Source organism: Paeniroseomonas aquatica, assembly GCF_030409335.1.
GTDB lineage: Bacteria > Pseudomonadota > Alphaproteobacteria > Acetobacterales > Acetobacteraceae > Belnapia > Belnapia aquatica.
In genome coordinates this window covers 1-24881 of the sequence record NZ_JAUFPN010000046.1, presented here as the reverse complement: position 1 = coordinate 24881, position 24881 = coordinate 1, and the positions used below count along the sequence as shown (strand labels likewise).

The 24881-nt window shown below is 64.3% G+C and carries 19 protein-coding genes and 2 pseudogenes; 4 read left to right on the top strand and 17 right to left on the bottom strand.

Features of this window, described 5'->3' with window-relative positions:
* Window positions 1-186: 186 nt before the first annotated feature.
* Window positions 187-690: a DUF411 domain-containing protein gene (locus tag QWZ14_RS05805; protein WP_290315684.1), complete on the bottom strand. Its 504-nt coding sequence runs from the start codon at window positions 688-690 to the stop codon at window positions 187-189.
* Between the two features lie 371 nt (window positions 691-1061).
* Here QWZ14_RS05805 and QWZ14_RS05800 point away from each other — a divergent pair.
* Together QWZ14_RS05800 and QWZ14_RS05795 are read left to right on the top strand one after the other, a co-directional pair.
* A protein-coding gene (locus QWZ14_RS05800; RefSeq protein ID WP_290315683.1) for an IS5 family transposase occupies window positions 1062-1900 on the top strand; the annotation gives its coding sequence in 2 pieces (ribosomal slippage) (window positions 1062-1440 and window positions 1440-1900; 840 coding nt in all).
* A 105-nt stretch (window positions 1901-2005) separates the two neighbouring features.
* A protein-coding gene (locus QWZ14_RS05795; protein ID WP_290315682.1) for an IS630 family transposase occupies window positions 2006-2952 on the top strand; the annotation gives its coding sequence in 2 pieces (ribosomal slippage) (window positions 2006-2345 and window positions 2345-2952; 948 coding nt in all).
* A 207-nt stretch (window positions 2953-3159) separates the two neighbouring features.
* Here the strand turns inward: QWZ14_RS05795 and QWZ14_RS05790 are convergent.
* Window positions 3160-4282, bottom strand: a pseudogene (locus QWZ14_RS05790) (IS4 family transposase).
* 965 nt (window positions 4283-5247) lie between these two features.
* On the opposite strand from QWZ14_RS05790, the gene QWZ14_RS05785 reads away from it, so the two are divergent.
* The gene (locus tag QWZ14_RS05785) at window positions 5248-6333 is read left to right on the top strand and encodes an IS5 family transposase (protein WP_290315680.1); all 1086 of its coding nucleotides are present in this window, start codon (window positions 5248-5250) and stop codon (window positions 6331-6333) included.
* A 164-nt stretch (window positions 6334-6497) separates the two neighbouring features.
* Here the strand turns inward: QWZ14_RS05785 and QWZ14_RS05780 are convergent, their stop codons facing one another.
* The 15 genes and pseudogenes from QWZ14_RS05780 to QWZ14_RS32135 form a co-directional block, all read right to left on the bottom strand.
* Window positions 6498-7397 (bottom strand): copper resistance protein B, encoded by a 900-nt coding sequence (locus QWZ14_RS05780; RefSeq protein WP_290315679.1) that lies wholly within the window; start codon window positions 7395-7397, stop codon window positions 6498-6500.
* A 17-nt stretch (window positions 7398-7414) separates the two neighbouring features.
* Window positions 7415-9202 (bottom strand): copper resistance system multicopper oxidase, encoded by a 1788-nt coding sequence (locus QWZ14_RS05775; protein ID WP_290315686.1) that lies wholly within the window; start codon window positions 9200-9202, stop codon window positions 7415-7417.
* A 76-nt stretch (window positions 9203-9278) separates the two neighbouring features.
* On the bottom strand, window positions 9279-9653 hold the full coding sequence (locus QWZ14_RS05770; protein WP_290315678.1) for a hypothetical protein: 375 nt from the start codon (window positions 9651-9653) through the stop codon (window positions 9279-9281).
* Window positions 9650-11476 carry a glycoside hydrolase family 15 protein gene (locus QWZ14_RS05765; RefSeq protein ID WP_456307219.1) on the bottom strand — a complete coding sequence of 609 codons (1827 nt, stop codon included), beginning with the start codon at window positions 11474-11476 and terminating at the stop codon, window positions 9650-9652. The genes QWZ14_RS05770 and QWZ14_RS05765 overlap by 4 nt, the downstream gene beginning before the upstream one ends.
* A 364-nt stretch (window positions 11477-11840) precedes the next feature.
* Window positions 11841-13460, bottom strand: coding sequence for an oleate hydratase (locus QWZ14_RS05760; RefSeq protein ID WP_290315676.1), 1620 nt, complete (start codon window positions 13458-13460; stop codon window positions 11841-11843).
* Between the two features lie 251 nt (window positions 13461-13711).
* Window positions 13712-14110, bottom strand: a complete 399-nt coding sequence (locus QWZ14_RS05755) for a DUF1622 domain-containing protein (RefSeq protein ID WP_290315674.1) — start codon at window positions 14108-14110, stop codon at window positions 13712-13714.
* Between the two features lie 392 nt (window positions 14111-14502).
* Window positions 14503-14838, bottom strand: a complete 336-nt coding sequence (locus QWZ14_RS05750) for a DUF3734 domain-containing protein (RefSeq protein WP_290315673.1) — start codon at window positions 14836-14838, stop codon at window positions 14503-14505.
* Window positions 14835-15128 carry a patatin-like phospholipase family protein gene (locus QWZ14_RS05745; RefSeq protein ID WP_290315672.1) on the bottom strand — a complete coding sequence of 98 codons (294 nt, stop codon included), beginning with the start codon at window positions 15126-15128 and terminating at the stop codon, window positions 14835-14837. The genes QWZ14_RS05750 and QWZ14_RS05745 overlap by 4 nt, the downstream gene beginning before the upstream one ends.
* Window positions 15129-15572: 444 nt before the next feature.
* Window positions 15573-16166 carry a hypothetical protein gene (locus QWZ14_RS05740; protein WP_290315671.1) on the bottom strand — a complete coding sequence of 198 codons (594 nt, stop codon included), beginning with the start codon at window positions 16164-16166 and terminating at the stop codon, window positions 15573-15575.
* A 98-nt stretch (window positions 16167-16264) separates the two neighbouring features.
* Window positions 16265-17098 carry a multiheme c-type cytochrome gene (locus tag QWZ14_RS05735; protein WP_290315670.1) on the bottom strand — a complete coding sequence of 278 codons (834 nt, stop codon included), beginning with the start codon at window positions 17096-17098 and terminating at the stop codon, window positions 16265-16267.
* Window positions 17095-17781, bottom strand: coding sequence for a hypothetical protein (locus tag QWZ14_RS05730; protein ID WP_290315669.1), 687 nt, complete (start codon window positions 17779-17781; stop codon window positions 17095-17097). The genes QWZ14_RS05735 and QWZ14_RS05730 overlap by 4 nt, the downstream gene beginning before the upstream one ends.
* A 2-nt stretch (window positions 17782-17783) precedes the next feature.
* A complete protein-coding gene (locus QWZ14_RS05725; protein WP_290315668.1) occupies window positions 17784-19430 on the bottom strand; it encodes a 2Fe-2S iron-sulfur cluster-binding protein in 1647 nt (548 codons plus the stop codon).
* 286 nt (window positions 19431-19716) lie between these two features.
* A complete protein-coding gene (locus QWZ14_RS05720; RefSeq protein ID WP_290315667.1) occupies window positions 19717-20460 on the bottom strand; it encodes a Spy/CpxP family protein refolding chaperone in 744 nt (247 codons plus the stop codon).
* Window positions 20461-22593: 2133 nt separating this feature from the next.
* Complete coding sequence (locus QWZ14_RS05715) at window positions 22594-23679, bottom strand: IS5 family transposase (RefSeq protein ID WP_290315685.1); 1086 nt, start codon at window positions 23677-23679, stop codon at window positions 22594-22596.
* Window positions 23680-23809: 130 nt separating this feature from the next.
* Window positions 23810-24008 (bottom strand): annotated as a pseudogene (locus tag QWZ14_RS32135) (hypothetical protein); the annotation flags it as partial.
* 403 nt (window positions 24009-24411) lie between these two features.
* Here QWZ14_RS32135 and QWZ14_RS05705 point away from each other — a divergent pair.
* The gene (locus QWZ14_RS05705) at window positions 24412-24861 is read left to right on the top strand and encodes an aldehyde dehydrogenase family protein (RefSeq protein WP_290315665.1); all 450 of its coding nucleotides are present in this window, start codon (window positions 24412-24414) and stop codon (window positions 24859-24861) included.
* The last annotated feature ends 20 nt before the right edge of the window (window positions 24862-24881 follow it).

Sequence of the window (24881 nt, the reverse complement as noted above, 5' to 3'; positions counted from 1 at the left end):
GCCGCCTCAGCCCAAGGAAATGGCCAAAGTCCAGCTTAGGCGTTCGTAGAAATCGAGCACCACGTAGGCATGCACGAACATTGTCGCATCTGTGCCGAAAGCTGCCATCGTTGCGAGCGAACCTGCGCCAAGCCGTTGCACAACCTAGCAAGTCGAAGCGGCCGCAGTGGTAGACCGGCCAACTGCTTAGTGCCGGGCCCAAACCCAGCTGCTGCTTGGCGTCTTGCCTTTCGGCGCCCCGAAGGCCACCACCTCATACGGCGTGCCAGGCATATCCATGCCCGGCGAGGAGGGCGGCATCCCGGGCGCCGAGAGGCCCCTCGCCGCCGGGCGTTCCGCCAGCAACCGGTAAATGTCAGAGGCGGGAACGTGGCCTTCTACCAAGTAGCCGCCCACCGCGGCGGTGTGGCACGACCACAGTTCCTCTGGCACCTCATGCGCAGTCTTGAGGGGACGCACATCCACCACCTCCTGCACTACCACCTCGAAACCAGCGGCGCGTAAATGGCGGATCCAGCCGTCGCAGCAGCCACAACTTGGGTCTTTCCAAACCTCGACGCGGATTGCCTGGGCGGCCGCGGCAACGGTGCCGGTAGCCGCCCCAGCAGCGCCCAGCAGAACCGTCAGGACCAGCCGCAGCGTGTCCCGCCGACCAGTAGCCATGAGCTGAGTATCGGTGGCGGCTATCATGCGATCCTCCTAGAGAGAGAACGTGGTTCGTGGCAGCAGGGTAGCATCAATGCATCGCTGCGGCCGCGCGGCAGCGGCTAGCAGCGAAAGCCCAGCCCGGCGCCGCGACGCTGAGGTTCCACGGGATGGGGCATTCGGCATATGGTCGTCGAGGCAGGCCTTCGCCAGTCCCTGCAGCGTGTCGCGCATGGTGGTCAGCTCGTGGTTCCGAATCTTCCGCTCCGCCACATGGGTAGTGGCGATCTGTTTCACGTTGCTGCTCGACCGCGACTAGTCGTGTGATAACCTTAAGTGTCCATCCGGGAACATACCGATTTATCTGAATCGGTTGTGATTGGCTCGCGGCGGCGGCTTTTGGAAAAAGAGCGGCCATGTGGACGCCCGAGAACCGGCCGAAATACGATCGCAGCAAGCTGCGCTACCCGAGCGACCTAACCGATGAGGAGTGGTCGATTGTCGGCCCGCTGATCCCGCCTGCGAAGGGCGGCGGCAACAAGCGGACGATCGACGTGCGCGCGGTGCTGAATGGGGTGATGTACATCCTGCGCACCGGCTGCCAGTGGGCAGCACTGCCGAAGGACCTGCCACCGCGGAGCACGGTGAACGACTACCTGCGGCGCTGGGACGAGGACCGGACGCTCGATCGGATCCACCACGCGCTCTACGTGCTGTGCCGGGAGCAGGCTGGACGCGAGGCCAGCCCGACGGCCGCGATCATCGACAGCCAGAGCGTCAAGAGCGCGGAAAAGGGGGGGCCTGCATCGACCTCTCGGGCTACGACGCGGGCAAGAAGATCAAGGGCAAGAAGCGGCACGTCCTTGTCGACACCCAAGGCCTGCGGATGCAGGCCATCATCCACGCCGCCGACATCCAGGACCGTGATGGTGGCGTGCTGCTGATGGGGTCACTATTCGGCCTCTACCCGTTCCTGCTGAAGCTTTACGCCGACGGCGGGTACCAAGGCGTCAGCTTTCAGGACGGATTGCGCACGACTTGCCGCCAGATCAACCTCGAGATCGTCAAGCGATCCGAGTTGCGCAAGTTCGTCGTGCTGCCGAAGCGTTGGATCGTCGAGCGCACTATCGCCTGGCTCAACCGCTGCCGACGATTGGCCAAGGATTGGGAGTGCCTGAACCGCCGCGCGCTTGCCTTCCTGCGATGGGCCTCCGTCCGCCGCATGCTTCGAAGGCTATGTCAGAAAACCATATGATCCCGGATGGACTCTAGAGCGGTTTCCGGCCTGACTGAATCGCTTGTGATCCACAAAGCGGCGCGGAGGTGATTCAGTTGCTCCTCGGCAAAGGGGGCGATGGAGATGTCTAAGGCGCTGTCGGTCGACTTGCGGGAACGCGTGGTGGCGGCGATCGCGGCGGGGTCGTCCTGCCGTGCGGCGGCGGCTCGCTTCGGGGTGAGCGCAGCCAGCGCAGTCCGGTGGGCGGCGCTGACACGAAAGGTGGGTTCGGTCGCGCCAGGGCCGCTCGGTGGGGACCGGCGCTCGGCACAGATCGAGGCGCATGCGGCGCTGATCCTCCGTCTCGTCGACCAGAAGTCGGACATCACGCTGCGGGAGATCCAGGCCGAGTTGGCTGAGGCTGGTGTTTCGGCCGGCATCGGCACGTTGTGGCGCTTCTTCGACCGGCGGCGGATGACATGGAAAAAAAGTCTGCCCACGCCGAGGAGCAGGATCGCCCGGACGTCCTGAGGCGGCGCTGGGCCTGGTTCGAAGCTCAGCCTGACCTCGACCCGGACCAGCTGGTGTTCATTGATGAGACCTGGGCCTCGACTAACATGGCCCGCACCCACGGCCGGGCACCCCGGGGCGAGCGGCTACGCGCCGCCATCCCACACGGCCATTGGCTGACCACCACCTTCGTCGCCGGCCTGCGCAACACCGGCATCGTCGCGCCTATGGTGCTCGATGGGCCGATCAATGGCTCGCTCTTCCAGGACTATGTCGACCAAGCGCCGGTGCCTGAGCTCCGCCCTGGCGATGTCGTCGTCACGGACAACCTTGGCAGCCACAAGGGCGCAGGCGTCAGGGCCGCCATCGAGGCCGCAGGCGCCAACCTGCTCTACCTCCCGCCCTACAGCCCGGACTTCAACCCAATCGAGCAGGCCTTCGCCAAGCTGAAGGCAGCGCTCCGCACAGCAGCTGAACGCACCCTCGATGGCCTGTGGGCGGCCATCGGCCGCATCATCGACACCTTCACCCCAACCGAGTGCACTAACTACTTTGCCGCCGCAGGCTATGACGCAGACTGATAGGAAAACGCTCTAAGACCCTGCTGGCGGGGTAACCGTCAGCTGCTCTCCGTTTTGAGCTGTCGGCTGCTTTTGATCGATGTCTTGGGTATGGCAGACAACACGACCATGGTGGCTGAGCTCGTAGGTGGCGCTTACGAGGCGCGTAAGGGTTCGATACGGCGTGCTGCCGGCTCTGGCGTGGAGGTTCGGTTCTCACTCATCCCCTCATTTCGCGCTATCATTTTTCGGCGTGAATACGCCGGTCTTTAATACCGCGTTGGCGAAGTTCTGCATCAGTGGCGCCAGCCTGTGCTCTGGCATGTTGGGGATGAGGCCGTAGAGCATGCAGCCCTGCCAGAACAGCGAGTGGGTGCGGGTTTGCTCGTATTGGACTTCAGCAGCCGGTCCATGCCGAGGCTTCACCGACCGCGCCGAGCAGGGTAAGCAGCGCGGTGGCAAAGGCGCTGACCAGCAGCAGTCGGTCGCGCCGCATTGGCTCGCCGATGCGGGTGGCGGACAGCCCCATGCCGAAGCGCAGATCCTTGGTGTCGCGGAAGGCAGGCTCGACTGTCCAGCGGCGGGCGTAGTGGTTGACCAGCACCGCCGCCGTCGCCTTCGGGTCGCTCGCGGCCAGGCACCAGGGTTGCTTCATGCCCTTGGCATGGACGCAGACCACGGCGCCCACCTGGCGGCCCTGCGCCATCACCCGGGCATGGCGCAGCTTGCGGGCGCGGCCGCCCTTTCCAACCCGTCCGGCCGCCGGCTTCGTCTCGCCATCCTCGGCGGCGACGCGGATGTTGCCGCGGAAGCGGATGACGTAGCCGAAGCCCAACTCGCCCAGGAAGGCGAACAGCTTCTGGTCGCCGAAGCCGCGGTCGGCCAGGATCGTCACCCAGCAGCCTGGCGGCACGAGTTCGGCCAGGCGGCGTAGGCAGGCGTCCTCGTAGTCGTTGCGCCGGGTCGCAATCTCCTCCTTCCAGACGGTCAGCCAGAGCAGCGGTGCCGCGCGGCCGTAGCCGGTGACCAAGCTCAGCACCAGCGTCGATTGGCCGTCATGGTCGAAATCCGCCGAATCCATCGCCACCAGGGCGTCCCCACGACCGCTCAACTGATGCGGCACCCAACGGGCGAAACAGTCCCGTACGTCGATGCCATTGTTGCTGAGCAGTTGGTCCACCTGTTTGACCGCGTGCTTGGTCACCAGACCACGCGCCTGGGCCAAGGCGTGGCCGATCATCGCCACCGCGAGCGAGGCCGCCGCCATCACCCCAAGCGTAGCGCCCGCCAGGGCGTCGATCCGTTTGGCATGCAGGTCAGGCCCGTACAACTCGCCGATGAACGACCGCACTTCGCCCGGACGCCCGCCCCGATGACCCGCCTTGTCCACCCCAATGCTCCAGCCCCACTTGAGCCTAAACCTCTACAAAGACCGCCCGAATCGGGGCTAGACCGGCATTAAAAAAATGAGGGGATTCGTGAGGACGCATGCCACCACGATTACGGATTGCGGCAGTGCAACTCCTGGCATGCTGAAAACGGGTAAAGTTGTTCCTGCTCATCTCTGTATGCCAAGGTCTAACCGCAAACAAGGAGCATCACTCGATGCCAATCCGCCGAGAATTGTTTACCGTCCCCGGTGCGGTTGCTGCGATAATCATTCAACCGCGTCAAGCCGCCGCACAGGGGACTGGCAGCGAGACCCGCGCGATGCCTGGCATGAACCATCATGTAATGACTTCGCGGGAATGCGCAGAAATTTGTGCCCGAACACACGCTATGTGCGTGGAGACGTGGCGCCATTGCGCCGAACGAGGAGGTGCTCATGCCGCGATCATGCAACTTACACTGCTGCTCGACTGCGCGGAAATATGCCAAGTAACCGCTAACTCACTGCTTCGGCAGTCGCTGCAACACCTCGTCTTCTGCGGCGCCTGTGCACAACTTTGCGATGCTTGTGCCAAGGACTGCGAAAATTTCAACGAGGACTCACAAATGCGCCGTTGCGCGATGCTGTGTCGCGAGTGTGCCGAGGGCTGTCGCCACATGGCTAGGCCACCAACTTGACTCTCTTTTTTTGCTGTAATTACGCAACCCGCTACCGTCTTGGCGTTCTCTGCACCAAACCCATTTCCGGTTGGGCGTAGAGAGATGATGTTTCCTGCTCTTCAGCAATCAGCTGTAAGGCTTCAACGCGTCATGCTGCCAGGCTATAATGGTACCTGACCGTACACATGGCGCTTAGCAGGCTGCTGAAATTCGTAGCCTGAATTGCGCGTTCACGATTCGCTGTTGACGCAGTCGGATGGGGTGAGAATGCGCGGCAGCGACGCGGTGGCTGGGTCCTTGTTCAGCTATGTCGACCTTGAGAAGCGGGTGCGTGCTGATCATCCGCTGCGGGTGATCCGCGGCGTGGTAAATGCCACGCTGGCGGATCTCTCGGCCGCGTTCGACGCGCTATATTCGCCGTTCGGGCGGGAATCGATCCCGCCGGAGCGACTGCTACGCGCCTTGCTGCTGCAGGCCTTCTACTCGATCCGGTCGGAGCGGCAGTTGGTCGAGCGGATCGAGTTCGACCTGCTGTTCCGCTGGTTCGTCGGCCTCGGCGTGGACGACCCAGTGTGGGACGCCACGACCTTCACCAAGAACCGCGACCGCCTGCTGGAGGGCGACGTGGCTTTGAAGTTCCTGGCCACGGTGCTGGCGCAGCCCCGGGTCAAGGCACGGCTCTCGACCGAGCACTTCTCGGTCGACGGCACGCTGTTGGAAGCCTGGGCCAGCACCAAAAGCTTCCGGCCGAAGGACGGCTCCGCCCCGCCGCCCGACGCGGGCCGCAACGGCGAGCAGGACTTCCATGGCCAGACGCGCAGCAACGAGACCCACGCCTCGACCACCGACCCCGATGCCAGGCTCTACCGCAAGGGCCGCGGCAAGGAGGCCAAGCTGGCGTTCATGGGCCACGCGCTCATGGAGAACAGGAACGGCCTGATCGTCGGCGCGCTCGCCACCCGCGCCTCAGGCCATGCCGAGCGGCTCGCTGCGCTGCACCTGATGGAGCCGCATGCCGATCGGCCGCAGAAGGTCACGCTGGCAGGCGACAAGGGCTTCGATACGCAGGACTTCGTAGCCGAACTCCGCGAGATCAACGTCACCCCGCATGTGGCGCAGAACACCAACGGGCGGCGTTCGGCGATCGACGGCCGGACCACGCGCCATCCCGGCTATGCCATCAGCCTGCGCATCCGCAAGCGGATCGAGGAGGCTTTCGGTTGGGCCAAGACCGTGGCGGGGCTGCGCAAGACGCGCCATCGCGGGCTGCCCAAAATCGACTGGCAGTTCACCCTCGCTATGGCAGCCTACAACCTGGTTCGGCTGCCCAAGCTGCTGGTGGCAGCAGCGTGACGCTAGGATTCCGCCCAGAGCCCGCCGACGCCGCCAAAAACAGCCCCAGAAGCAGCATTCTTAGGCGCCGCTGCCACTGAACGCCTGTCCCAAAGCCCGACCAGCCGCTTTCCAAGACCACTTTTCAGCAGCCTGTTAGATCACCTTCGGGCATGGTTGGCCGTTCAGAACCACATCCTGATGCCGGTTACTACCTGGAATATGCTCTGGTCTTCCCCCTCCGCGCGGCGCAGGGTGGCGGTCTGACCAAAGCTGCGCAGCCAGGAAACGCCGATATAGGGGGCAAATTCGCGGCGGATCTCGTAGCGCAGGCGGACACCGATCTCGATGTCGTTTAGCCCCGCGCCGACCTCGTAGCGCGCGGCTCGTTGAATCGCGGCGTTAAATTCGAAGCGTGGCAGCAGGATCAGGCGCTGCGTCAACAGGATATTCTGGGCTACCGTTGCTCGCGCCGACACGTCACCGTTTTGGCTGACGAAGACGGCCGCCTCAAGCTCTGCTCCATAGGGCACCAGCCCCTGCACCCCAACCACCGCGAAGCTGCGGCCTCGGGTGTTGGTCCGGCTCAATTGCTGCTCGTAGCGGATCCCGGCCTGGAAATCGACGAAGGGCGAGATGAGCCGCCCGTACAGCAGCTGCAAATCCGTGTCGCCGACCCGTCGCGCGGCGTTGTAGCGCCCCTCGGTCTTGACCCAAGCTCGCTCGATGTCGCCGCCGTACCAGCCAACGATGTCCCAGCGCGCCGCCTCGAAGTTCGGGGCACGCGTAAACTCGAGCAGATCGAACAGCAAAAAGCTGTTGAACTGCTTGTCGTTGACCGGGCTTGGCCAGCCTGCGGTCGCCGCGAAGTTCGGCAGCCTGACGACGCCCGCCCCGCCGCCAGGATTGGGCGCGGCGGCGGCTGGCACGGCGACCCCGGCTGCTGGCATCGTCATCCCTTCCATACCTGCTTCGGTAGGTGTTGGTTGCGCTTGGGCCAGCGCTGGGCGCGAGGCGAGCGGCTGTGCCAGTAGCCAAACCAGCACGGCCAGCCGAAGGGCGCCGCTTCCCGTGGTCGTTCGCATTTCTTTTGGCTCCTTGCTCAGGCCACTTCGACGACGCGGAACATCCCCATCTCCATGTGCAGCAAGAGGTGGCAGTGCATTGCCCAGCGTCCGGGTTCATCGGCGGTGATGGCAACAGTTAGGCGCTCACTGGGCTTCACCAGCACGGTGTGCAGGCGAGGCTGGTTCGGCCCGCCGCCATTCTCCAGTTCCATCCACATGCCGTGCAGATGGATCGGGTGCTCCATCATGGTGTCGTTGACCAGCACCATGCGAATCCGTTCGCCGTAGCGAAACCGAACAGCGTCCGGCGCCTCGGAGTACTTCTTGCCGTCGAACGACCACATGTAGCGTTCCATGTTTCCGGTCAGATGCAGCTCGACGGCACGCCCTGGCTCGCGCTGGTCAGGTTGCGGTGCGACGCTGCGCAGATCTGCATAGGTCAGCACGCGCCAGCCGTCGCCGCCAAGGCCGAGACCCGGCTCGTCGAGTCGGCTGCGTTCCACCATGGCAACCGAAGAGCTGCCGACGCCATGGGTGTCCGGCCCATGCGCCACCGGCGGACCGCCAGGCAGGCCCGGTCCAGGAATCGCCCCGGGCATTGGCATAGCGTTTCCGGCAGGCATGGCCATACCGCCGTGGCCGGCTGCGGCCGGCGGCGCACCGGCCATCGCATCGGCCCCCATTGCCCCACCACCCATTGCCATACCGCTCATATCCATCCCCATGTCGGCCATGGTGCGCGTTGGACGGGGTCGGCGCGGCGGAACCGCGGCGCTCATGCCGGGCCGCGGCGCCAGTGTGCCGCGGGCGTGGCCGCTGCGGTCCGAGGCCTCGGCAAACACCGTGTAGGCGCGATTTCCAGGCCGCACGATGACGTCGTAGGTCTCGCCAGGAGCAATCCGCAACTCATCCACCTCGACCGGCTTCACATTTTGCCCGTGGACCTGCACCACGGTCATCTTGAGGTCCGGGATCCGCACGTCGAAAACAGTCATGGCACCGGCATCGATGAAGCGCAGCCGGACCGCTTCGCCCGGTCGGAACAGCCCAGTCCAGTTGTCTGCCACTGCCAAACCGTTCATCAGGAACCGGTAAGTGTCGCCGGTAAGATCGGAAATATCCGTGGGATCCATTAGCATCCGCCCCCAATCAAGCCGGTTGCTGACTGCCGCCCCTAAGCCGTCTCGACGGGCGTCGCGGAAAAACTCGCTCACTGTGCGCTGTTGGTAGTTGTAGTAGCTGGGAAGGCTCTTCATGTGGGCGAGAAGCTGCTCGGGCGGCTCGAAGCTCCAGTCCGACAGCATCACCACATGGTCGCGGGTGTAGCGGAAGGGCTCCGGCCCAGCAGGGTCGATGATCAGCGGCGCGTAGAGGCCGAGTAACTCCTGTCCACCGGAGTGGCTATGGCACCAGTAGGTACCGCTCTGTCGCACTGGGAAGCGGTAGACGAAGGTCTCGCCGGGCCGGATACCGGCAAAGCTGACGCCCGGCACGCCGTCCATACCGGGTGGTAAAATCAGCCCATGCCAATGTATCGAGCTAGTCTCCTCGAGGCGGTTAGTGACGCGGAGGACGGCATCCTCGCCCTCGCGCAGCCGAATTACCGGGCCTGGCACCGTACGGTTCATCGCGACAGCGCTGCCAATGCGGCCATCCACCGCAAAGGCCACCTTCTCGATGACAAGATCGATGGGGCTTCCGCCAATCGAGGCCAGCCCCGGTGCCCCGGCGGCCGGAGTCTGAGCATAGGTTGGCGCGGAGCCAGTAAGCCCCATTAGCAACCCAGTCGCCCCAGCGACCCGCAGCAGGTCACGCCGAACCATGCTAGGAATGGCGGCCCCAGGAACGGACAATGTTATTGGCATGGATCATCTCCTTCGGTGCTTGGGAAATTTTGTGTCACTGGCACTTTGCTTCGAGGGACTTTTGATCTGAAGTGCAAAGGTCGTACGTCGACCCGGCGTTCATCATGCGCCTTAATCCTTGCACTTCATCCCCGGCGGCATCACACGCATGGCATAGCAGTCGCCCGGCACGTTCACGACGATGCTTGCGTTTCGTCGCTCGACGGAAAAGCCTTTGACGTCGCGCTGAGCGATTGCTGTCGTTGGCCACCGGAAGGTTATTCAAGTCCAACGTCTTGCTCGGGTGCGCCATCACCGCCTCGCCGACGGCTGCCCCGGCGATATCAGTGTCGCCAATGATCCGCACGCTGTGAGCTCCGGCATCAAAAATCTTCTGGCCCACAAGCGGACAGGCAGGGTCGCCGCTCACGTGGGTGTCCTTCCTGCATTTGCACGCCGCTTCGCCGGCCCTGTGGTCATGGAGAGGTTGCGCGCTGTGTTAGTCAGTGCCAGGTGCGACAGGGCCTGCGGGAAGTTGCCGAGCTGGCGCCGCGCCTGCGGATCGTACTGCTCGGCCAGCAGCCCGACGTCGTTGCGCAGCGCCAGCAGCCGCTCGAACAGCGCCCGCGCTTCGGCGCGCCGACCCTGCAGCATCAGGTTGTCGGCCAGCCAAAAGCTGCAGGCCAAAAAAGCGCCTTCACCGGGCGGCATTCCGTCCGCTGTCGCCTCGGTGTCATAGCGCAGCACCAGCCCGTCTCGCACGAGGCGCCGCTCGATTGCAGCCAGTGTGCCACGAAGGCGTGGATCCTCGGGAGCCAGGAAACCCACCTGCGGGATCAGCAGCAGACTCGCGTCCAGGTGTTTTGCGCCGTAGGACTGAACAAAGCTGTCAAGCTCTGGGTCGAAGCCTTTCTGGCAGACCTCCTCGTGGATTCTTGCGCGCAGCCCCCGCCAACGCTTGACCGGGCCACTGAGCCCCCAATGCTCGACACTTTGCACTGCACGGTCGAACGCGACCCAAGCCATCACTTTGGAATGGACGAAGTGTTTCCGGCCACCTCGCACCTCCCAGATCCCCTCGTCGGGCTGGTCCCAGATGGTTTCGAGGTGCTCGACCAGCGCTCGCTGCAGCGCCCACCCTGGCTCGCTATGGCTGAGCCCCGCCGCGCGTGCCTGGTGCAGCGCGTCCACGACCTCGCCGTAGACGTCAAGCTGGAACTGACCGGCGGCGCCATTGCCAACGCGCACGGGACGCGATCCGGCGTAGCCCGGCAGCCAACTTGCTTCCCATTCTAGCAGCCGGCGCTCGCCGGCGACACCGTACATGATCTGCATTTGCGAGGGGCTGCCGGCCGCTACCCGTAGCAACCAGTCCTGCCAGGACTGCGCTTCCTCCCGGTAACCGGCGTCAAGTAGCGAGAGCAGCGTAAAGGTCGCGTCGCGCAGCCAGCAGAAGCGGTAATCCCAATTGCGCGGCCCGCCGATCCGCTCTGGCAGTGAAGTGGTGGGGGCCGCGACGATCCCGCCCGTCGGCGCGTAGGTGAGCGCCTTAAGCACGATGTGCGAGCAGTGCACCGCCTCGCGCCAATCGCCTCCGTACCGGCAGCGTGCCGACCAGGTGAGCCAGGACGCCTCCGTCGCCGCCAGCGCTCCCTCGGCCTCGGCCGGCGCAGGTGGCGACGTCAGGTGCGAGGGTGAGTAAGTGAGGACGAACGGCACCCGTTCGCCCGCCGCCACGGTGAACTCGCCCATGCTGGTCATCCCCTCGCCGCGCAGCGGCACGGGGGTGCGCACGGTGAGCATGTCGGGTCCAGCAATGGCGCGCAGCCCGGTGCCATCCTCCAGCCGGGTTACCCAGGGCACCACCGCGCCGTAGTCGAAGCGGATCACCAACTCGGTGCGCATGGTGACCCGGCCGCGGCGGCCGACCACGATACGTATGAGGTCGGACCTTCCGTCGTCGATCGGCATGAAGTCGATCAGTGTCGCCGCGCCCGCTGCCGTCTCGAACTCTGTCTCGAGTACCAGCGTACCCTTGCGGTAGCGCCGACTGACGCGTGGCGCAGGGTCGGCCGGCGCGATCTGCCAGTGCCCGTGCTCCGGGCCGCCAAGGAGCGCAGCGAAGCAGGCGCCGGAGTCGAAGCGTGGCCAGCACAGCCAGTCCACCGAGCCGTCGCGCGCCACCAGCGCGGCAGTCTTGCGGTCGCCAAGTAGGGCGTAATCCTCAATCGGCCGGCTACTCATGGAACGCACCGGCTCCCGTCGGAGCAGGTCTTTTCGCACTGCCGCCCGCGCAGCATGCCAGGGTGAATGAGCAGCCGGTCCGCGGCACCGCCGGGAACGCCCAGATCGTTCAGGTTCTTCGCGCGGCGACGGAGGGGATCGAGGGCCGGGACGCCGTGTCCCGTCTGGCCAACGGCGGGCAAGTCTGTAATGTTGCGCAAGCCACCGGCATCCGCGCTATTCGCCAGAAGCCCATAATAGGCGTTGTGGCAATCGCAGATCGTGGGCTCCGATGGTCCGGGTTGCGCCTTGCCATTCGAACTTGCCCGGGCTCCACGGGATAAACCGCTTCGGCACCACCACACCGGGCGCGACCGACGCCTGGAACGGTCGATCATTGGAAGGCCTTGATTACGGCGTTCAGTTTGACCTTGACCGACTGATCGTGATGTATGATCGGCGGTACGGCGCGGTCGATTTCGAGCAACTGATAGACTGCCATTTGGGCTGCACGAACCGAATATTCGACAGTGAAGACCACGTCATCGGGAATTTCAACGAACTGACTGACAAACGCCAGATTCTTGGAAGTCGCCGGTACCGGTAGTGGACGGTCGCTGCGCGCCCGCGGCATAAACATGCTAGTGATGTACGGCATCCTGCATGGGATGCAGATCGCTGAGGCGACCGTTGCTTTGTCAAAGTTGAGATGACCGCAAAGCTCGTGCAGAATTTCCGCGCCGGTACAATCGGCCATCGGTTTGGCGACGAAGTTGCCGATACGATCAGGATGCAGTGCATAGCCCCAAAATACCTGCACACCATCGGGCTGGCCGATATAATGCGGCTGGTGCGCCAGCACGATCGACATGAACCAGTTTGAATCCCGGAATGTGACCAGCCCGCCCGTTCCGGCCTCGTTGCCAGAGAATGCAAGCATGCGGTCAAAGAACGCCGGATCCTTCAGTGTCACGGTAAAGGAATGCCAGCAGGATTCGGCAATGCTAGAATTGAATGCGGTGGGGTTGCCGAATTCAGGCCTCTGCATTGCCAGCTTTTCCCACAGCGTCCAGCCGCCGCTGTCAGCTTTGGTCAGTTTTGCTGGCGCACTGGTCATAGAACCGAAACTGGAAGCATCAGTCATGGAACCGTTTTGGAAAAAAACTAGGTCGCCATCGTCGATCGGAATCGTCGCCGGTACCCCTCGGCACATCGTCATGAGATTTGCCACGAGAACCATGCCATGATCGTCTCTGAGATTGATATCGGTCACGGTACAGTCCGTAGTGAATCGAGCCCCGCGCGCCTCAAGCCAGTGCAATAATGGCCGCACCAGCGAGTCATACTGGTTGAAGATCGTCCGCTTGACGCCTGCCAGTGTCTCAATCCGGCTGAATTCGAGCATGAAACGGTGAAGGTAGCGGTGGAACTCGACAGCGCTGTGCCAAGGCTGAAATGCAAACGTCGTCGCCCACATATACCAGAAATTCGTTTCGAAGAACGGCGGCGAAAGCCAGTCGGTGATTGAGCTCGCGCCGAGCCGTTCTTCACTGGCTTCGACGATTTTCAAAAGCTCGATGCGGTCGGCCATTGAGAAGCCCATCGACTGGACGGCGACCCTATGCCGGTTGCGGTCGACCAGTCGTGCCATCGAGTGCGGTTTGTGCAGCAGGTAGAACGCAACCGTCTCGTCAAAAACGCTTTGGCCGGGATCCGCAAGGGAAGGAATGGTCCTGAAGAGATCCCATGTGCATTCATAATTATCAGTGGTGAGCATCCGGCCGCCGCGCAGCATATAACCACTATCGGGATTGCCGCCGCCGTCGAGACTGCCGCCAAGGACGGGCATGGTTTCATAGATGAAGATGTTCTCACCAGGAACCTGCCCGTCACGGATCATGAAGGCGGCTGCCGCCAGTGATCCGATCCCACCTCCGATCAGGTGGGCTTTCCGGCTTTGCCGCGTCGACGGCTTTAGCGTGCCGGTGTTGAGAGACGCTATTTCCCTTGGCATGGCTGCACCTCATCCGAATGTCTGGCAAAAAAGACGTTTGGTTGATTCAAGGCTGGCCTCGAAGTTGCCGTAGCTAAGCGGCGCCGCGGCTATGACCTGACAACATTACAAGCCATCGTTTTGGAGCGAAGAATGACAACAAGGAGGCGCTTGGTCATGTCGAAGCTCCCGGGTAAATTGGGCTAATGGCGCCGACCCAAGGTGAGTATGGTCAGCACCCGCCAGCGTAGTTTTTTGCGTACTGTTCAGCCTCACGGTTCGGACCGCTGCGTTTGCCGGGGGCCACCCACCTGCGCCGAGTGCTGCTCCAGTTCGCGGCGGCGCCAAGGCCAGGCCCCTTCGATCTCGACGCTAAGCGAGATGCTCAGCAGGATCCGGATGAGCACTAACAGTGCCAGTACGCCAAGGTTATCGAAGGTCGGCGATGCGGCCACCGTGCCAAGGATGTCCGCGGCCACCGGCAGCTCCAGCCCGAGCAAGACGCCGCGCCCGAGATCGGTGCGGTAGGCGGGCAGGCCGGCGATCCAGTCCGACGCCACTCTGGTATGTCGAAAGAACCGTACCGTGGCGGCGAGGGAGACAATGAGGATGGCGGCGACGCCCGCAGCCTCGAAACCGGACGCAACCCAACGGACCGCGTCCTCGAGCATAATGTGGTTCAGCTTAGGGGACCCCGTCCTGGCCAGGTACCGAGGCGTCCACCGGGGCCAGACGGGCTTGATATGCCGCGCACGCCTTCCGACGACAGTGCCTGGAAGCCCTGACCGGATCCGCAACCAACCAGCAGAAGGCCGCAGATCAGAAGGAATAGCCCGGCATGCGATATCGAACCGTGTCGCAGTGTATGACATGCATCCATGTATTTTCCTCTCTGCCGCGTATGGCCGAGCGCAGTTTCCGCCGTTCCTTGGGTCGGCCTGGCCAAGGCCGCAGCGACCCCTCCGCATTCCGCTCTTGATGCTCTCCCTGCCGGACGCGGCCGCCAAGACGGTAGGCAGGGCGGAGCCCAAACAAAGGCTTGAAGGTCCTGCTCCCATGCAACTCATCCTGGCACGCAATGTACAGCTTGCACCGCGATGCCGGGATTCTTCTCAGGCATCCGCAGCCATTCCCGCCGGCACAGCGTGGCGCGCGTGTCCTCCAGCCCGCTTGCCCAGTGCTCGCGCATCGTCTCAGCGCCGAACTCGCAGTCTTGGGCCTGCTCCTCGTAGGCTTTCCGTTGATAGATCACCTGTAGGATGAGCAGGCGCAGCAGCTGATCAAGCCGGCGGCGCATCGCCTGCCCGTCGTCGTCCAGCCGCTCCTCCGGCACCTTGGCCAATGGGCGCCTCAGGCTCAGCTGCCAGCGTCGAAGCCGCGTGTAGGCGTTAGTGTTCATCCGGCTGCGCAAGGGCTAGCGGGTGTCGTTCTCGCGCCCCAGTACCCCGTCCATGTGGCGCGGCAGCGGACCGCGGGCGGGTTGCCGACGATGAGCGCCGTGCTGATGGCGCCGACCGAAACCCCGACGATCCAATCCGGGTGTAGTTCCGCCTCTTCCAACGCTTGGTAGACGCCCGCCTCGTAGGCGCCGAGCGCGCCGCCGCCTTGCAGAATGAGCGCGATGCACTGGCTGCCCTGAGGTCGGCAGGACGGTCCGCCGGCCGCGGTCGTTTGCGGTGTCGCGCTCATGGCGATCCTCCTTCTGCGGCGGCGCGGGCGCGGGCGGTCATCGGATGTGGCCGTAGGCACCGGTTCCGTAGCCAGCGCCACCATAGGATTGGCTCCCTCGATCCAGGCCATGCTGCTGGTGGTCCGACACTTGGCCACCCTGGCCCTGATAGACGCCACCTGCACCGGTTTGGTCGGCCGAAGGCATGGTCGATCCGTGGCCATCCCCGCGGTTCGTTGTAGCCGGATGTCCGGTGTGCGGTCCGGGATGGTAGGGCGCTACCGGGGCGCATCCGGCGGTGGCAAGGAGCAGAGTGACTGCAAGGCCGGTGGCACGACCTATGGCCTTGAACTCCGGCGATCGGAGGCGGGTTGCGACTACTGACGCGACCGATTGATCGTCGACGTACGAGTGGAAATACCCGGACCACTGATCCGTGAGCCGGATGCTGGCATGGCCCCGTTTCATGGCTGGAAGTGCCGGTGTGGAAAAACCACATGTACTGCGGTACGACCGGGCTGCAGCACCTCGATCTCGATGCGGAAGTAGTCGCGTGCGGGCAGCGTAGCGAAGCCACCGAAGGCGTTGGCTCCGGCGACTGTCATCGGTTCCAGCGCGATCGAGTCTTCCGGCGTGTGACGCAGGCCATGCACCACTGCCGTCACCCCCGCATCGGTAACCCGCGTGCCTGTCCTTGCGTCGAACAGTGCGACTAAGAGGTGATGGACGTAGCGGCCCTCTGGCACGCCGCCGTGCGCGCCGCGGCCAGTGTGTTCCGGTGGATGCCCACGGACTACAGCGGCCGGCACCACGACGAGGTAGATGGCGAGGCCGCCCGCCTGCCGGAAGGCGCCGTCCGGATCCAGCGCCGCGGCTCGGCGCGGCGCTGCCGCAAACACGAGAGCAGGAAGCGCGGCAAGCAGTGTGCGGCGGCCTCCGCCCACCCACCGCATAGCCGGGACCACCGCAGCGCGGATGTGCGCGCGAGACATCCGGTGGCCTGCGCTGCCCCAGGTGCTCCCTGGTACGCTTTCTGGCCTGTTGACGTGATCGTCCATCTCGGACCTCTCCCTCGCCACTTTCTTGCCGCACAGCATAACCTCATGCTCAGCGCTCGCCGCCGACCGGAACAACGCCAGGGTGGGACGCATCGGCATCAGTGCATCTTGCGCCAGCCGACGCCGCGGATGTTGTTCCAAGCATCGGTCTGGTGGCACAGGAAGCATTGTTCGACGCGTGCGTTGCTTTGCCCTGCGATCGTCCGGTCCATCATCTCGAAATGCATCATGTAATGGCTGGGCGGCGCCTGGTGGCACTGCACGCAGTCCTGCGAGCGGGGCGACGGATGCACGTAGGCGGGGATCGTCCAGGCAACGACGTTGTGACAGCCAGCGCAGTCACGGCCGAACAGCGTTTGGTGGGCGTCACGGTTGGCATGGCAACCCGCGCAGTCGAGTGTGGTCTGCGTGGCGGCCGGCAATGGCCGTGGGGCCAGGGAGCCGCCGACCAGATCCGCCCCGCTACCATCGAGCAGTGCCTGCAGCTGCGCCACGGCGTGGCGAAAGCCGGCCTCGCCCGCAGGCGGGCTGCCAGCAGCGGCTTCGGCAGCTCTGGAGTGGCCCACCGTGGCGAGCACCGCATGATCCATGTTGATCGGGCGGCGGTCGCGGCCTTGGTGCTCGACATGGCAGCCGGCGCATTCGCCGATGTTGCTGTGGAATGTGGTGGAGAGCTTCGTCAGCAACTCCGGTGCGGCGGTGGCGTGGCAGGTCAAGCAGGATGCTGCTTCCACCCCGCGGGTCGGCGTGTGGCAGGATTCGCACTGTGCGCCGAGGAAGTCGTGCACCGCGGAGAGTGGCCCAGGAATCGCCGCTACGCTCCAAAGCGGGACCTCCGCCGAGCCGGAGCGATACAGTGTCACCGGGATCGTAATGGCTGCCGCGAGGCCGATTGCTCCCAATGTCGCATAGGTGAAGGTGGTCATCTTCATGGCAGCCACCTGAGGCCGTAGTAGATGCCGCTCCAGATGTGCAGCGCCAGCAGCGGATAGAGCACGAGCGCTGCGACGATGTGCAGCACTACCCAGCGGTTGAGGGCCCGTTTCAGGGCCTCCCGCTGGCCGACCGCGTGTTCCAGATCGGCGATGCCGGCGACCAGGGCCGGAATGGGCAAGCCGGGCAAAGCCGGCTTGGCAGCCGGAACTGTACCGCCCTGCAGCGCGGCGGCGATGCCTGAGGCGATCGCATCATAGCGGGTTCGCAGCGTGCCGAGTTCCTGCCGCTCGTCGCGGATGTCGGTGCCGATCTGTGCCAGGTAGTAGCGACCGACGAAGCCGCTGAGTACGACGGTCAGCATCGCCACGACCAGGGCGATCCCAAGCGGGCTTTGATAGGTATGGCCGGTATGCAGGATCCCGAGCACTGCTCCGACCGCGCCGGCGTAGACGTGGAACGAGAGCACCCCGCGCAGCGAGGTCCGCTGCTTCAGCCAGGGGATGCGCTTGGCCAACGAATAGGCCAGCAGCAGCACGAACAGCAGGGCGCCGGCGATGCCGAGCAGGCCGCCGGCCAAGCTCCCTGGGAAGCGCGGCGCCACGTGCAGCAGAAAGCCGGGCGCGAACAGGGCCACCCCGATCAGCAAGGTGGAAACCGAGAGGCGCTCCTTCTCGCCCATGGTCAGGCCTCGACCACAAGGTTGCCGACTGATTTCGCTTGGCAGGCCAGGATAATGCCTTTTGCCTTCTCCTCCGGCGGCAATCCCTCTTCGACCTCCATCGTCACTGTGCCGGACTTGAGCGGTACCACGCAGGTGCCGCAGGTGCCGACCCGGCAAGAATAATCGATTTCGACACCGATCGCCTCGGCCGCTTCCAACACGGTCTGGTCGGGCGCCAGCGGCGCGGTCTTGCCCGACGTCGCAAACTCGACCTGCGCGGTGGCGGTGGGTAGCGCGGTGTCCTCCGGGCCCGATGGCGTGCCGGCAGGTGCCGGGGCTGGCGGTTCGGTGGCGGCGGGTGCCGGGCCTGGCGGCACCCGACCCTGGGCCGGTCCGAAGGCCTCCGTCTTGATCTTATCCTTGGCGACGCCGAGTTCGAGGAGCGAGGCCTTAACCGCTTCCATCATTGGCGGCGGGCCGCAGATATGGACGCGCCGCCGGGCGATATCTGGTACGGCGTGCTCGATGAACGCCTTCGAGACAGGACCCTGCGCCCCCAGCCAAGTCGAATCCGAGGCGCTCCCCATCGTCGCCGTGACGTGCAGGTTTGCATGCCGCTTCTCGAGATAGTCGAGCTCCTCGCGGAAAACGAAGTCCTCGGCCGTACGCGCGCCGTACAAGAAGAAGATGTCGCCGGGGAAGGAGCGGTCGGTCAGGCAGCGGGTCACGCACATCATCGGGGTGATGCCGATGCCGCCGGCTATTAGAACGATGCTGCCGGCCTCCTTGCCGGTGAAGGTGAAGGCCCCCGTGGGGCCAGAGACCTGCAGAAAATCACCGACTGCCACCTGGTCATGCAGGTAGCGGGATTCGGCGCCCTGCTCCTCGCGCTTGACGGAGATCTCGACGGAGCTGCGCTGACAGGGGGAGGAGGCGATGGTGTACGAGCGTCGCACCGGTTTGCCGTCGATCTCGGCGGAGAAAGTAACGAACTGGCCCGGCTCGTAAGTGAAGGGGATATCCCCGCCTTCAGGGTTCATGAGCCGGAAGGTCTTGACGTTGGGAGTTTCTCGAAAGATCGCCGCAACGCGGAGCTTGCCTGACCACGGCTTTTTCGCACCGCTTGGCGCCGCGTCGGCTTTGGCCGGTGGGGTCACACCGGCCTTGGCTGGGGCCTCTGCGTCAGGTTTTCCTTCAACGGTGGGCGCAGGACCCGGTGCGGCGCCGGGGGCAGCGGGCGTAAGGCGTTCGACCAGTCTGCCGATCCGCCGCATCCGGGCATACTGGATCAGCAAAGCTCCAACCAGGGCGGCGACCAGAAACGCCATTGTCGTCAGGTGGTACCAGGACAGCCCCCAGGGACCGTCACCCATTACCATTTGCGGCTCCGCGGCTGGCACGGCGAGCTGGTTCCTAAACCAGGCTAGGGCAAGTTGTCGCGGCGGTGTGCCGCTCTCGATCGCGCGCAGCGCCGATGTTCCGCTCTCGAGTTGCAGTAGGCCCTCGCGGACCCCGGTCGTCGCCTGCTGCACGGCCACTGAATCGTTCGCCGCCAACGCGTGGTGCAACCGTGCCTGGCCAGCGGTGATCGCTTGCGAGCCCCAGCCGATGCGCCGCTCCGCCTCGGCCTCGATGAAGCGGCGCGCCTCCGGCGTGAGCACCGGCATGTCAAGGAGGGCCGCGTAGAATGGCCGCGGCCCGCCGCCCATGCAGCCCATCCCACCACCGCATCCCTCGCCGCCTTGGGCACCAGGCGCGGCGGCGGCGGGCGTCGGGGGCGACATGGAGTTGCCGGGGCCCGCCGCCGGCGCCTCAGCGGCAGGCACGGGCTGGCCTGGATGATGCCCAAGGTGGCCGCCGGACTCGCCCTCGGCCGCCGCGGTCCCGATCAGCGCCGCACCGAGCAACGATGCGGCGGCACCCCAATGGCCCAGACCTTTTTGTCTCATGTTTTCAGAAGGTCCCGATGAAGGGCAGCATGGTGCTGGTTGCGGTGCGCTTCTGAGGCTCGTCGAGCTGGCCCTGCAAGGTGGTGAAGGCCAGCCGTGTCATATGGATCGCCTCGGTGCGGGCCTTCAGGTGGTTCTCGTAGGATTCGAGCCGCATCAGGGGGTCGGTACCGGTGCTGCTGTCCTGCAGAGCGGCGCGAGCTGCGTCCAGATGCTCGCGCCCGGCGCGCAGTGTAGCGGCGAAGGCGTCCCAGGCCGGCGCTTGGGCATCAGTAATGCGGAGCTCGGTGCGCAGAAACGCGATGCTGCCTTCCAGGCGCGCAGCGGAGCTGCCTGCAGGCAGCACACCACCCATGGCTGCGCTGCCGCCCATCGCACTCATGCCGGACGGCGCGCCGGCGCCGCCCATCATGCCCTGCATCATCTTCGCGCACATGGGACACATGGACATCGGCTGCTGCTGCGCCTGGCCCGTCGGCGCCTGTCCGGGCATGCCGGCGCCCATGCGCGATTTGTCGTCGTCCATCATGCCGCCTGCGCCGCCAGCCGCCGGTGGTGTCGTCGGGGCAGCCGGCATGCCAGGCATCCCCACAGCACCCGGTGCAGGAGGCTGCATCGCACCTTCGCCAGACGGCATCATTTCCATCATGGCAAGGCGAATAGGTTCCTCCGCTGTGGCGTCGCGCGGCAGCATAGGCACGAGAACCGACAGCACGGCTGCTGCGACGACCGAAATTTTCTTTGGCATTCTGATAGCCCTCGTTACGAATTGGAGCGCTGAAAACAGGTACGTTTACGACGTCAAGCCATTTTAGGATGACGCCGATGTTCGACATTTCTTACAAAGAAAAGCGGAAACTAGCCTCCGAGACACAGCCAAATCTGCAGGCCCGATGTTGTGCAGCAAACAGCTGATGATTGAACAGCGGTGCGCACTGGCTTAACAGTCCAAGTGCCGCCGGCTCACAACCCGCGGGCCACCAAACCTGCTACCTAAGGCCTCCATCTTCGCCTTAAGTTATCCACCTTGATCTCATCTCGGTATCGTCAGTTGGCGCGCGACGGAGTCTCCCGCCCGTGCTGGACCGTTGGGCCGCTACCGCTCCCAGCGTTTCCAGTAATCCGCCCGCCGTAAGGCGACCCCGCGTTGCCATAGCCGGGTCCGCCATGGACGACTTCAGGCGAACCACTACCCGTCGGCACCAACGTCGCAGTGCCACCGCTTACACCACCACCAGGCGCAGGCGCCGGATAGTGCACCTCCGGCCCGCCACCCGGCGCATTCATAATGTGAGCGGGCGCCTGGCCAGAAGCGTGCCCGGGCGCGGTGCTGTGGTCCATTTGGCGCTGGCTCGCTGCAGTGCAGGCTGTCAGTGCTGCGGCGGCCGCGGCGATAACGAAGTATTTGTGGAGTTGTTTCATGATCGGCATCCCTTTGCTATTTACATACGGCGCATATGCGACGCGAAGCATTAGTGTTCATCCATTCCACGCGACGGACGCCACCGTGAGGCACCGCAACCAATGTTGTCCTTGCGACGGATCAAACCGCGGGCCAGCAGGCGGACAGCACATCAAAGCCGCCGGTTGCCCGTCGGATGTGCCACGGCAACGTTGTAAGCTGCACGGCAATGCGGCCCACGCGGGAGTAGTCCGGCTTCGACAAGCCGCCCTATAGATTTTGTTAATAATTCGCCTAGAGCCCACATCGGTGGGCGCTGCGCGACAAGTGCGTCTATTGCGGCGGGGACCGGGTAGGATGGTTTTCAGGGCAGTGCACCTCTCTCATCAGAGGTCGTTCTGCTTGTTCTCAACCTTGTCCCGCGGGACGGCTGTAGCAATAGAAGTTTTTTGACAAAGTATGTCTATGCGCCGCCGCTCGCGAGTGCATCCGCTGTGCCTCGTGGGCAACCGCAACGGGGAGAAGACACGCTGGACCGAGTAGATGCACGACCGCTCAATGAAGCTGAGCGTGGCCACTGACGTAGAAGCTATGGTCAAGCTGATACAGCCATCGTCCGTCAGGTCGTGACCGCCGACGGCGGCATTGTGCCCCCTCACCAATCGCCGAAAAGGCGGGCTAGTGGTGATAGTGCATTTGTGGCGCCTGTACGTAACGCGCACGGGCCCTCCCTCTTCCCTGTGCCGCCTGGTGTGGGTTAACCCTGGCTACCCGTCGGCGTGGCGGCCTTGTTCTGCCTCAACCCCGGAACCACTTGAAACGAATCCGATGCTTCCGCGTCATCTCGGGAGTCGCGGACACGATGCCGGATTCGGCACCGACAGAACACAGCGGACCGACCGAGGGAGAGAAAGTCATCATGGTTCTGAAAATCGCACGGCTTGCCGCCATTGGCGCATTGGCTGCCACACTTGCGTCTGGTGTGGCGCTGGCGCAGCCCACTCTTTCACCGCAGGGCGGGGACGCCGGCCCCGATATGGACCACAGCAAGATGGGCGGACAAGGCCAGGTTCAACGTCCGGGCGGGCCGGCTCCCACGCTTTCGCCGCAGGGTGCCGGCCCCGAGATGGACCACAGCCGGATGGGGGGGGGCAACATGGGCGGTCCTTCGGGTGGCAGGATCACCGGCAACCCCGGCAGCGGCCCCGACGTGCAACATGGCCCCGCCCCGACCCAGACCCCTGCGCCAGCTCCAGCGCCGCGGCGGTAGCTGGAGCCGAGGCCGCGCTCACCTTCCTCGGCGGCGGGCGTGGCCTCATTCCAAGTCTCGCTGGTCAGAACTAACAGGCTGCTGAAAAGCGGTCCCGAAAATCGGCTGGTTGGTCTTGGGGATACGGTTTCAGCGGCGTCGTTGCCTGAGAATGCGGCTTCTGGGTGGGTTTTTGGTGGCGGCGGCGGGCTCGGGACGGAAGCCGTGCATCACGCCGTCACCGCCAGCAGCTTCGGCAGCCGAACCAGGTTGTAGGCTGCCATGGCGAGGGTGAACTGCCAGTCGACCTTGGGCAGCCCGCGATGGCGCGCCTTGCGCAGCCCGGCCACCGTCTTGGCCCAGCCGAAGGCCTCCTCGATGCGCTTCCGGATGCGCAGGCTGATGGCATAGCCGGGGTGGCGCGTGGTCCTGCCGTCGATCGCCGAGCGCCGCCCAATGGTGTTCTGCGCCACATGCGGGGTGACGTTGATCTCGCGGAGTTCGGCGACGAAATCGCGCGTGTCGAAGCCCTTGTCGCCCGCCAGCGTGACCTTTTGTGGCCGGTCGGCATGGGGCTCCATCAGGTGCAGCGCGGCCAGCCGTTCGGCATGGCCCGAAGCGCGGGTGGCGACCGCGCCGACGATCAGCCCATTCCGGTTCTCCATCAGCGCGTGCCCCATGAAGGCCAGCTTGGCTTCCTTGCCGCGCCCCTTGCGGTAGAGCCTGGCATCGGGGTCGGTGGTCGAGGCGTGGGTCTCGTTGCTGCGCGTCTGGCCATGGAAGTCCTGCTCGCTGTTGCGCCCCGCGCCAAGCGGCGGGGCGGAGCCGTCCTTTGGACGGAAGCTCTTGGTGCTGGCCCAGGCTTCCAGCAGCGTGCCGTCCACCGAGAAGTGCTCGGTCGAAAGCAGCGCCTTGACCCGAGGCTGCGCCAGCACCGTTGCCAGGAACTTCAAAGCCACGTCGCCCTCCAGCAGGCGGTCGCGGTTCTTGGTGAAGGTCGTGGCGTCCCACACCGGGTCGTCCACGCCAAGGCCGACGAACCAGCGGAACAGCAGGTCGAACTCGATCCGCTCGACCAACTGCCGCTCCGACCGGATCGAGTAGAAGGCCTGCAGCAGAAGGGCCCGCAGCAATCTCTCAGGCGGGATCGATTCCCGCCCGAACGGCGAATACAGCGCGTCGAACGCTGCCGACAGATCCGTCAGCGTGGCATTCACCACGCCTCGGATCACCCGTAGCGGATGGTCGGCACCGATCCGTTTCTCCAGGTCGATATAACTGAACAAGGACCCAGCCACCGCGTCGCTGCCGCGCATTCCCACCCCGTCCAACTGCGCCAACAGCGAATCATGGACGAGAAATTCTGGCTACGAATTTCAGCAGCCTGCTAATGTGATGAAACAGCTTGCGCAGGTCGTGCCCCGCGGCGTGGTGTATAAGTTGTGCTCATTGGCGGGTTGAGCCGCCGTGTCGGGAGGCCACGGCGGGCAGGCTGGTAATGGAATTGTCGCTGATGCTGCCGATGGTTTCCAGCATCATATCGCGGGCATTTTGAGTGGCCCACTTGTCGGACTGTTCCCAGCAGGATAGCGCAGATCAGGCGGGTAATGGCGCTTTCGTAGGGAAAGATGCCGACGACAGACCATGGCCGCGGTGAGCGATACTCCAGCCGTCAGCCTGCCAGTTGCGGCTGCCTGACACCGCGGTACAGCCCGCCAGGGAGCATCGCTCCTACTCCACGCTGTGGGACACAACCCAATCCCACTCAGAGCCAATCGAGATAAAGCCGTATGACGGTCCGCTTATGCCTACCAGAAAGCCTGTTTGGTGGTTCTGACCGTCCTGCCTGACGTTTGGCGCCGCCATTTCACTCTCTGTGGCAGCGGCATATGAGTAGTTTCCGAGGCTATCGTCACAACTGAAGCGGGCGAATATTCCGTGATGCTTGATGGTCGGCCGAGGCGGTGCCGTGGTCTGCATCGTCTAGGTATGCCATCCCTCCCAGAAGTCCTGGATGGGCGCGCAACCGCAGAGAACGAGGATTGATCATGGCTTATCAAAGCATCAACCCATTTGATAACCGGCTCGTCCAGTCGTTCGCCGAAATCACCGACCAGCAACTGGAGGTCAAGGTGGCCGCAGCCACCGAGTGTTTTGTCGCGTGGAAAAAGACGAGCTACGCGCATCGAGCCGGGATCATGGCCCGAGCTGCCGTCCTGCTGCATGAGCAGGCTGAGCACTTCGCCCAGATCATGACCATGGAGATGGGCAAGCGCATCAGTGAGGCCCGCGGTGAAGTCCAATTTAGCTCGCAGATACTCACCTACTACGCCGAGAACGCAGAACGCTTTCTTGCTGCCGTCAAACTGCATCCAACCGCCGGGGAAGCCCATATGGAGAGCAGTCCGATCGGCGTGATCTTCGGCGTGGAGCCTTGGAATTTCCCGTATTACCAATTGGCGCGCGTCGCTGGGCCACAATTACTCACCAGTCGGTAACATAGGCGACACTTGGCGCC

Bases quoted from the DNA above. Each gene is read 5' to 3' on its own strand.
- QWZ14_RS05805 (WP_290315684.1), bottom strand. From the start codon at position 690: ATGATAGCCGCCACCGATACTCAGCTCATGGCTACTGGTCGGCGGGAC.
- QWZ14_RS05785 (WP_290315680.1), top strand. From the start codon at position 5,248: ATGCGCGGCAGCGACGCGGTGGCTGGGTCCTTGTTCAGCTATGTCGAC.
- QWZ14_RS05780 (WP_290315679.1), bottom strand. From the start codon at position 7,397: ATGCGAACGACCACGGGAAGCGGCGCCCTTCGGCTGGCCGTGCTGGTT.
- QWZ14_RS05775 (WP_290315686.1), bottom strand. From the start codon at position 9,202: ATGGTTCGGCGTGACCTGCTGCGGGTCGCTGGGGCGACTGGGTTGCTA.
- QWZ14_RS05760 (WP_290315676.1), bottom strand. From the start codon at position 13,460: ATGCCAAGGGAAATAGCGTCTCTCAACACCGGCACGCTAAAGCCGTCG.
- QWZ14_RS05755 (WP_290315674.1), bottom strand. From the start codon at position 14,110: ATGCTCGAGGACGCGGTCCGTTGGGTTGCGTCCGGTTTCGAGGCTGCG.
- QWZ14_RS05750 (WP_290315673.1), bottom strand. From the start codon at position 14,838: ATGAACACTAACGCCTACACGCGGCTTCGACGCTGGCAGCTGAGCCTG.
- QWZ14_RS05745 (WP_290315672.1), bottom strand. From the start codon at position 15,128: ATGAGCGCGACACCGCAAACGACCGCGGCCGGCGGACCGTCCTGCCGA.
- QWZ14_RS05740 (WP_290315671.1), bottom strand. From the start codon at position 16,166: ATGGACGATCACGTCAACAGGCCAGAAAGCGTACCAGGGAGCACCTGG.
- QWZ14_RS05735 (WP_290315670.1), bottom strand. From the start codon at position 17,098: ATGAAGATGACCACCTTCACCTATGCGACATTGGGAGCAATCGGCCTC.
- QWZ14_RS05730 (WP_290315669.1), bottom strand. From the start codon at position 17,781: ATGGGCGAGAAGGAGCGCCTCTCGGTTTCCACCTTGCTGATCGGGGTG.
- QWZ14_RS05725 (WP_290315668.1), bottom strand. From the start codon at position 19,430: ATGCCGGTGCTCACGCCGGAGGCGCGCCGCTTCATCGAGGCCGAGGCG.
- QWZ14_RS05720 (WP_290315667.1), bottom strand. From the start codon at position 20,460: ATGCCAAAGAAAATTTCGGTCGTCGCAGCAGCCGTGCTGTCGGTTCTC.
- QWZ14_RS05715 (WP_290315685.1), bottom strand. From the start codon at position 23,679: ATGCGCGGCAGCGACGCGGTGGCTGGGTCCTTGTTCAGTTATATCGAC.
- QWZ14_RS05705 (WP_290315665.1), top strand. From the start codon at position 24,412: ATGGCTTATCAAAGCATCAACCCATTTGATAACCGGCTCGTCCAGTCG.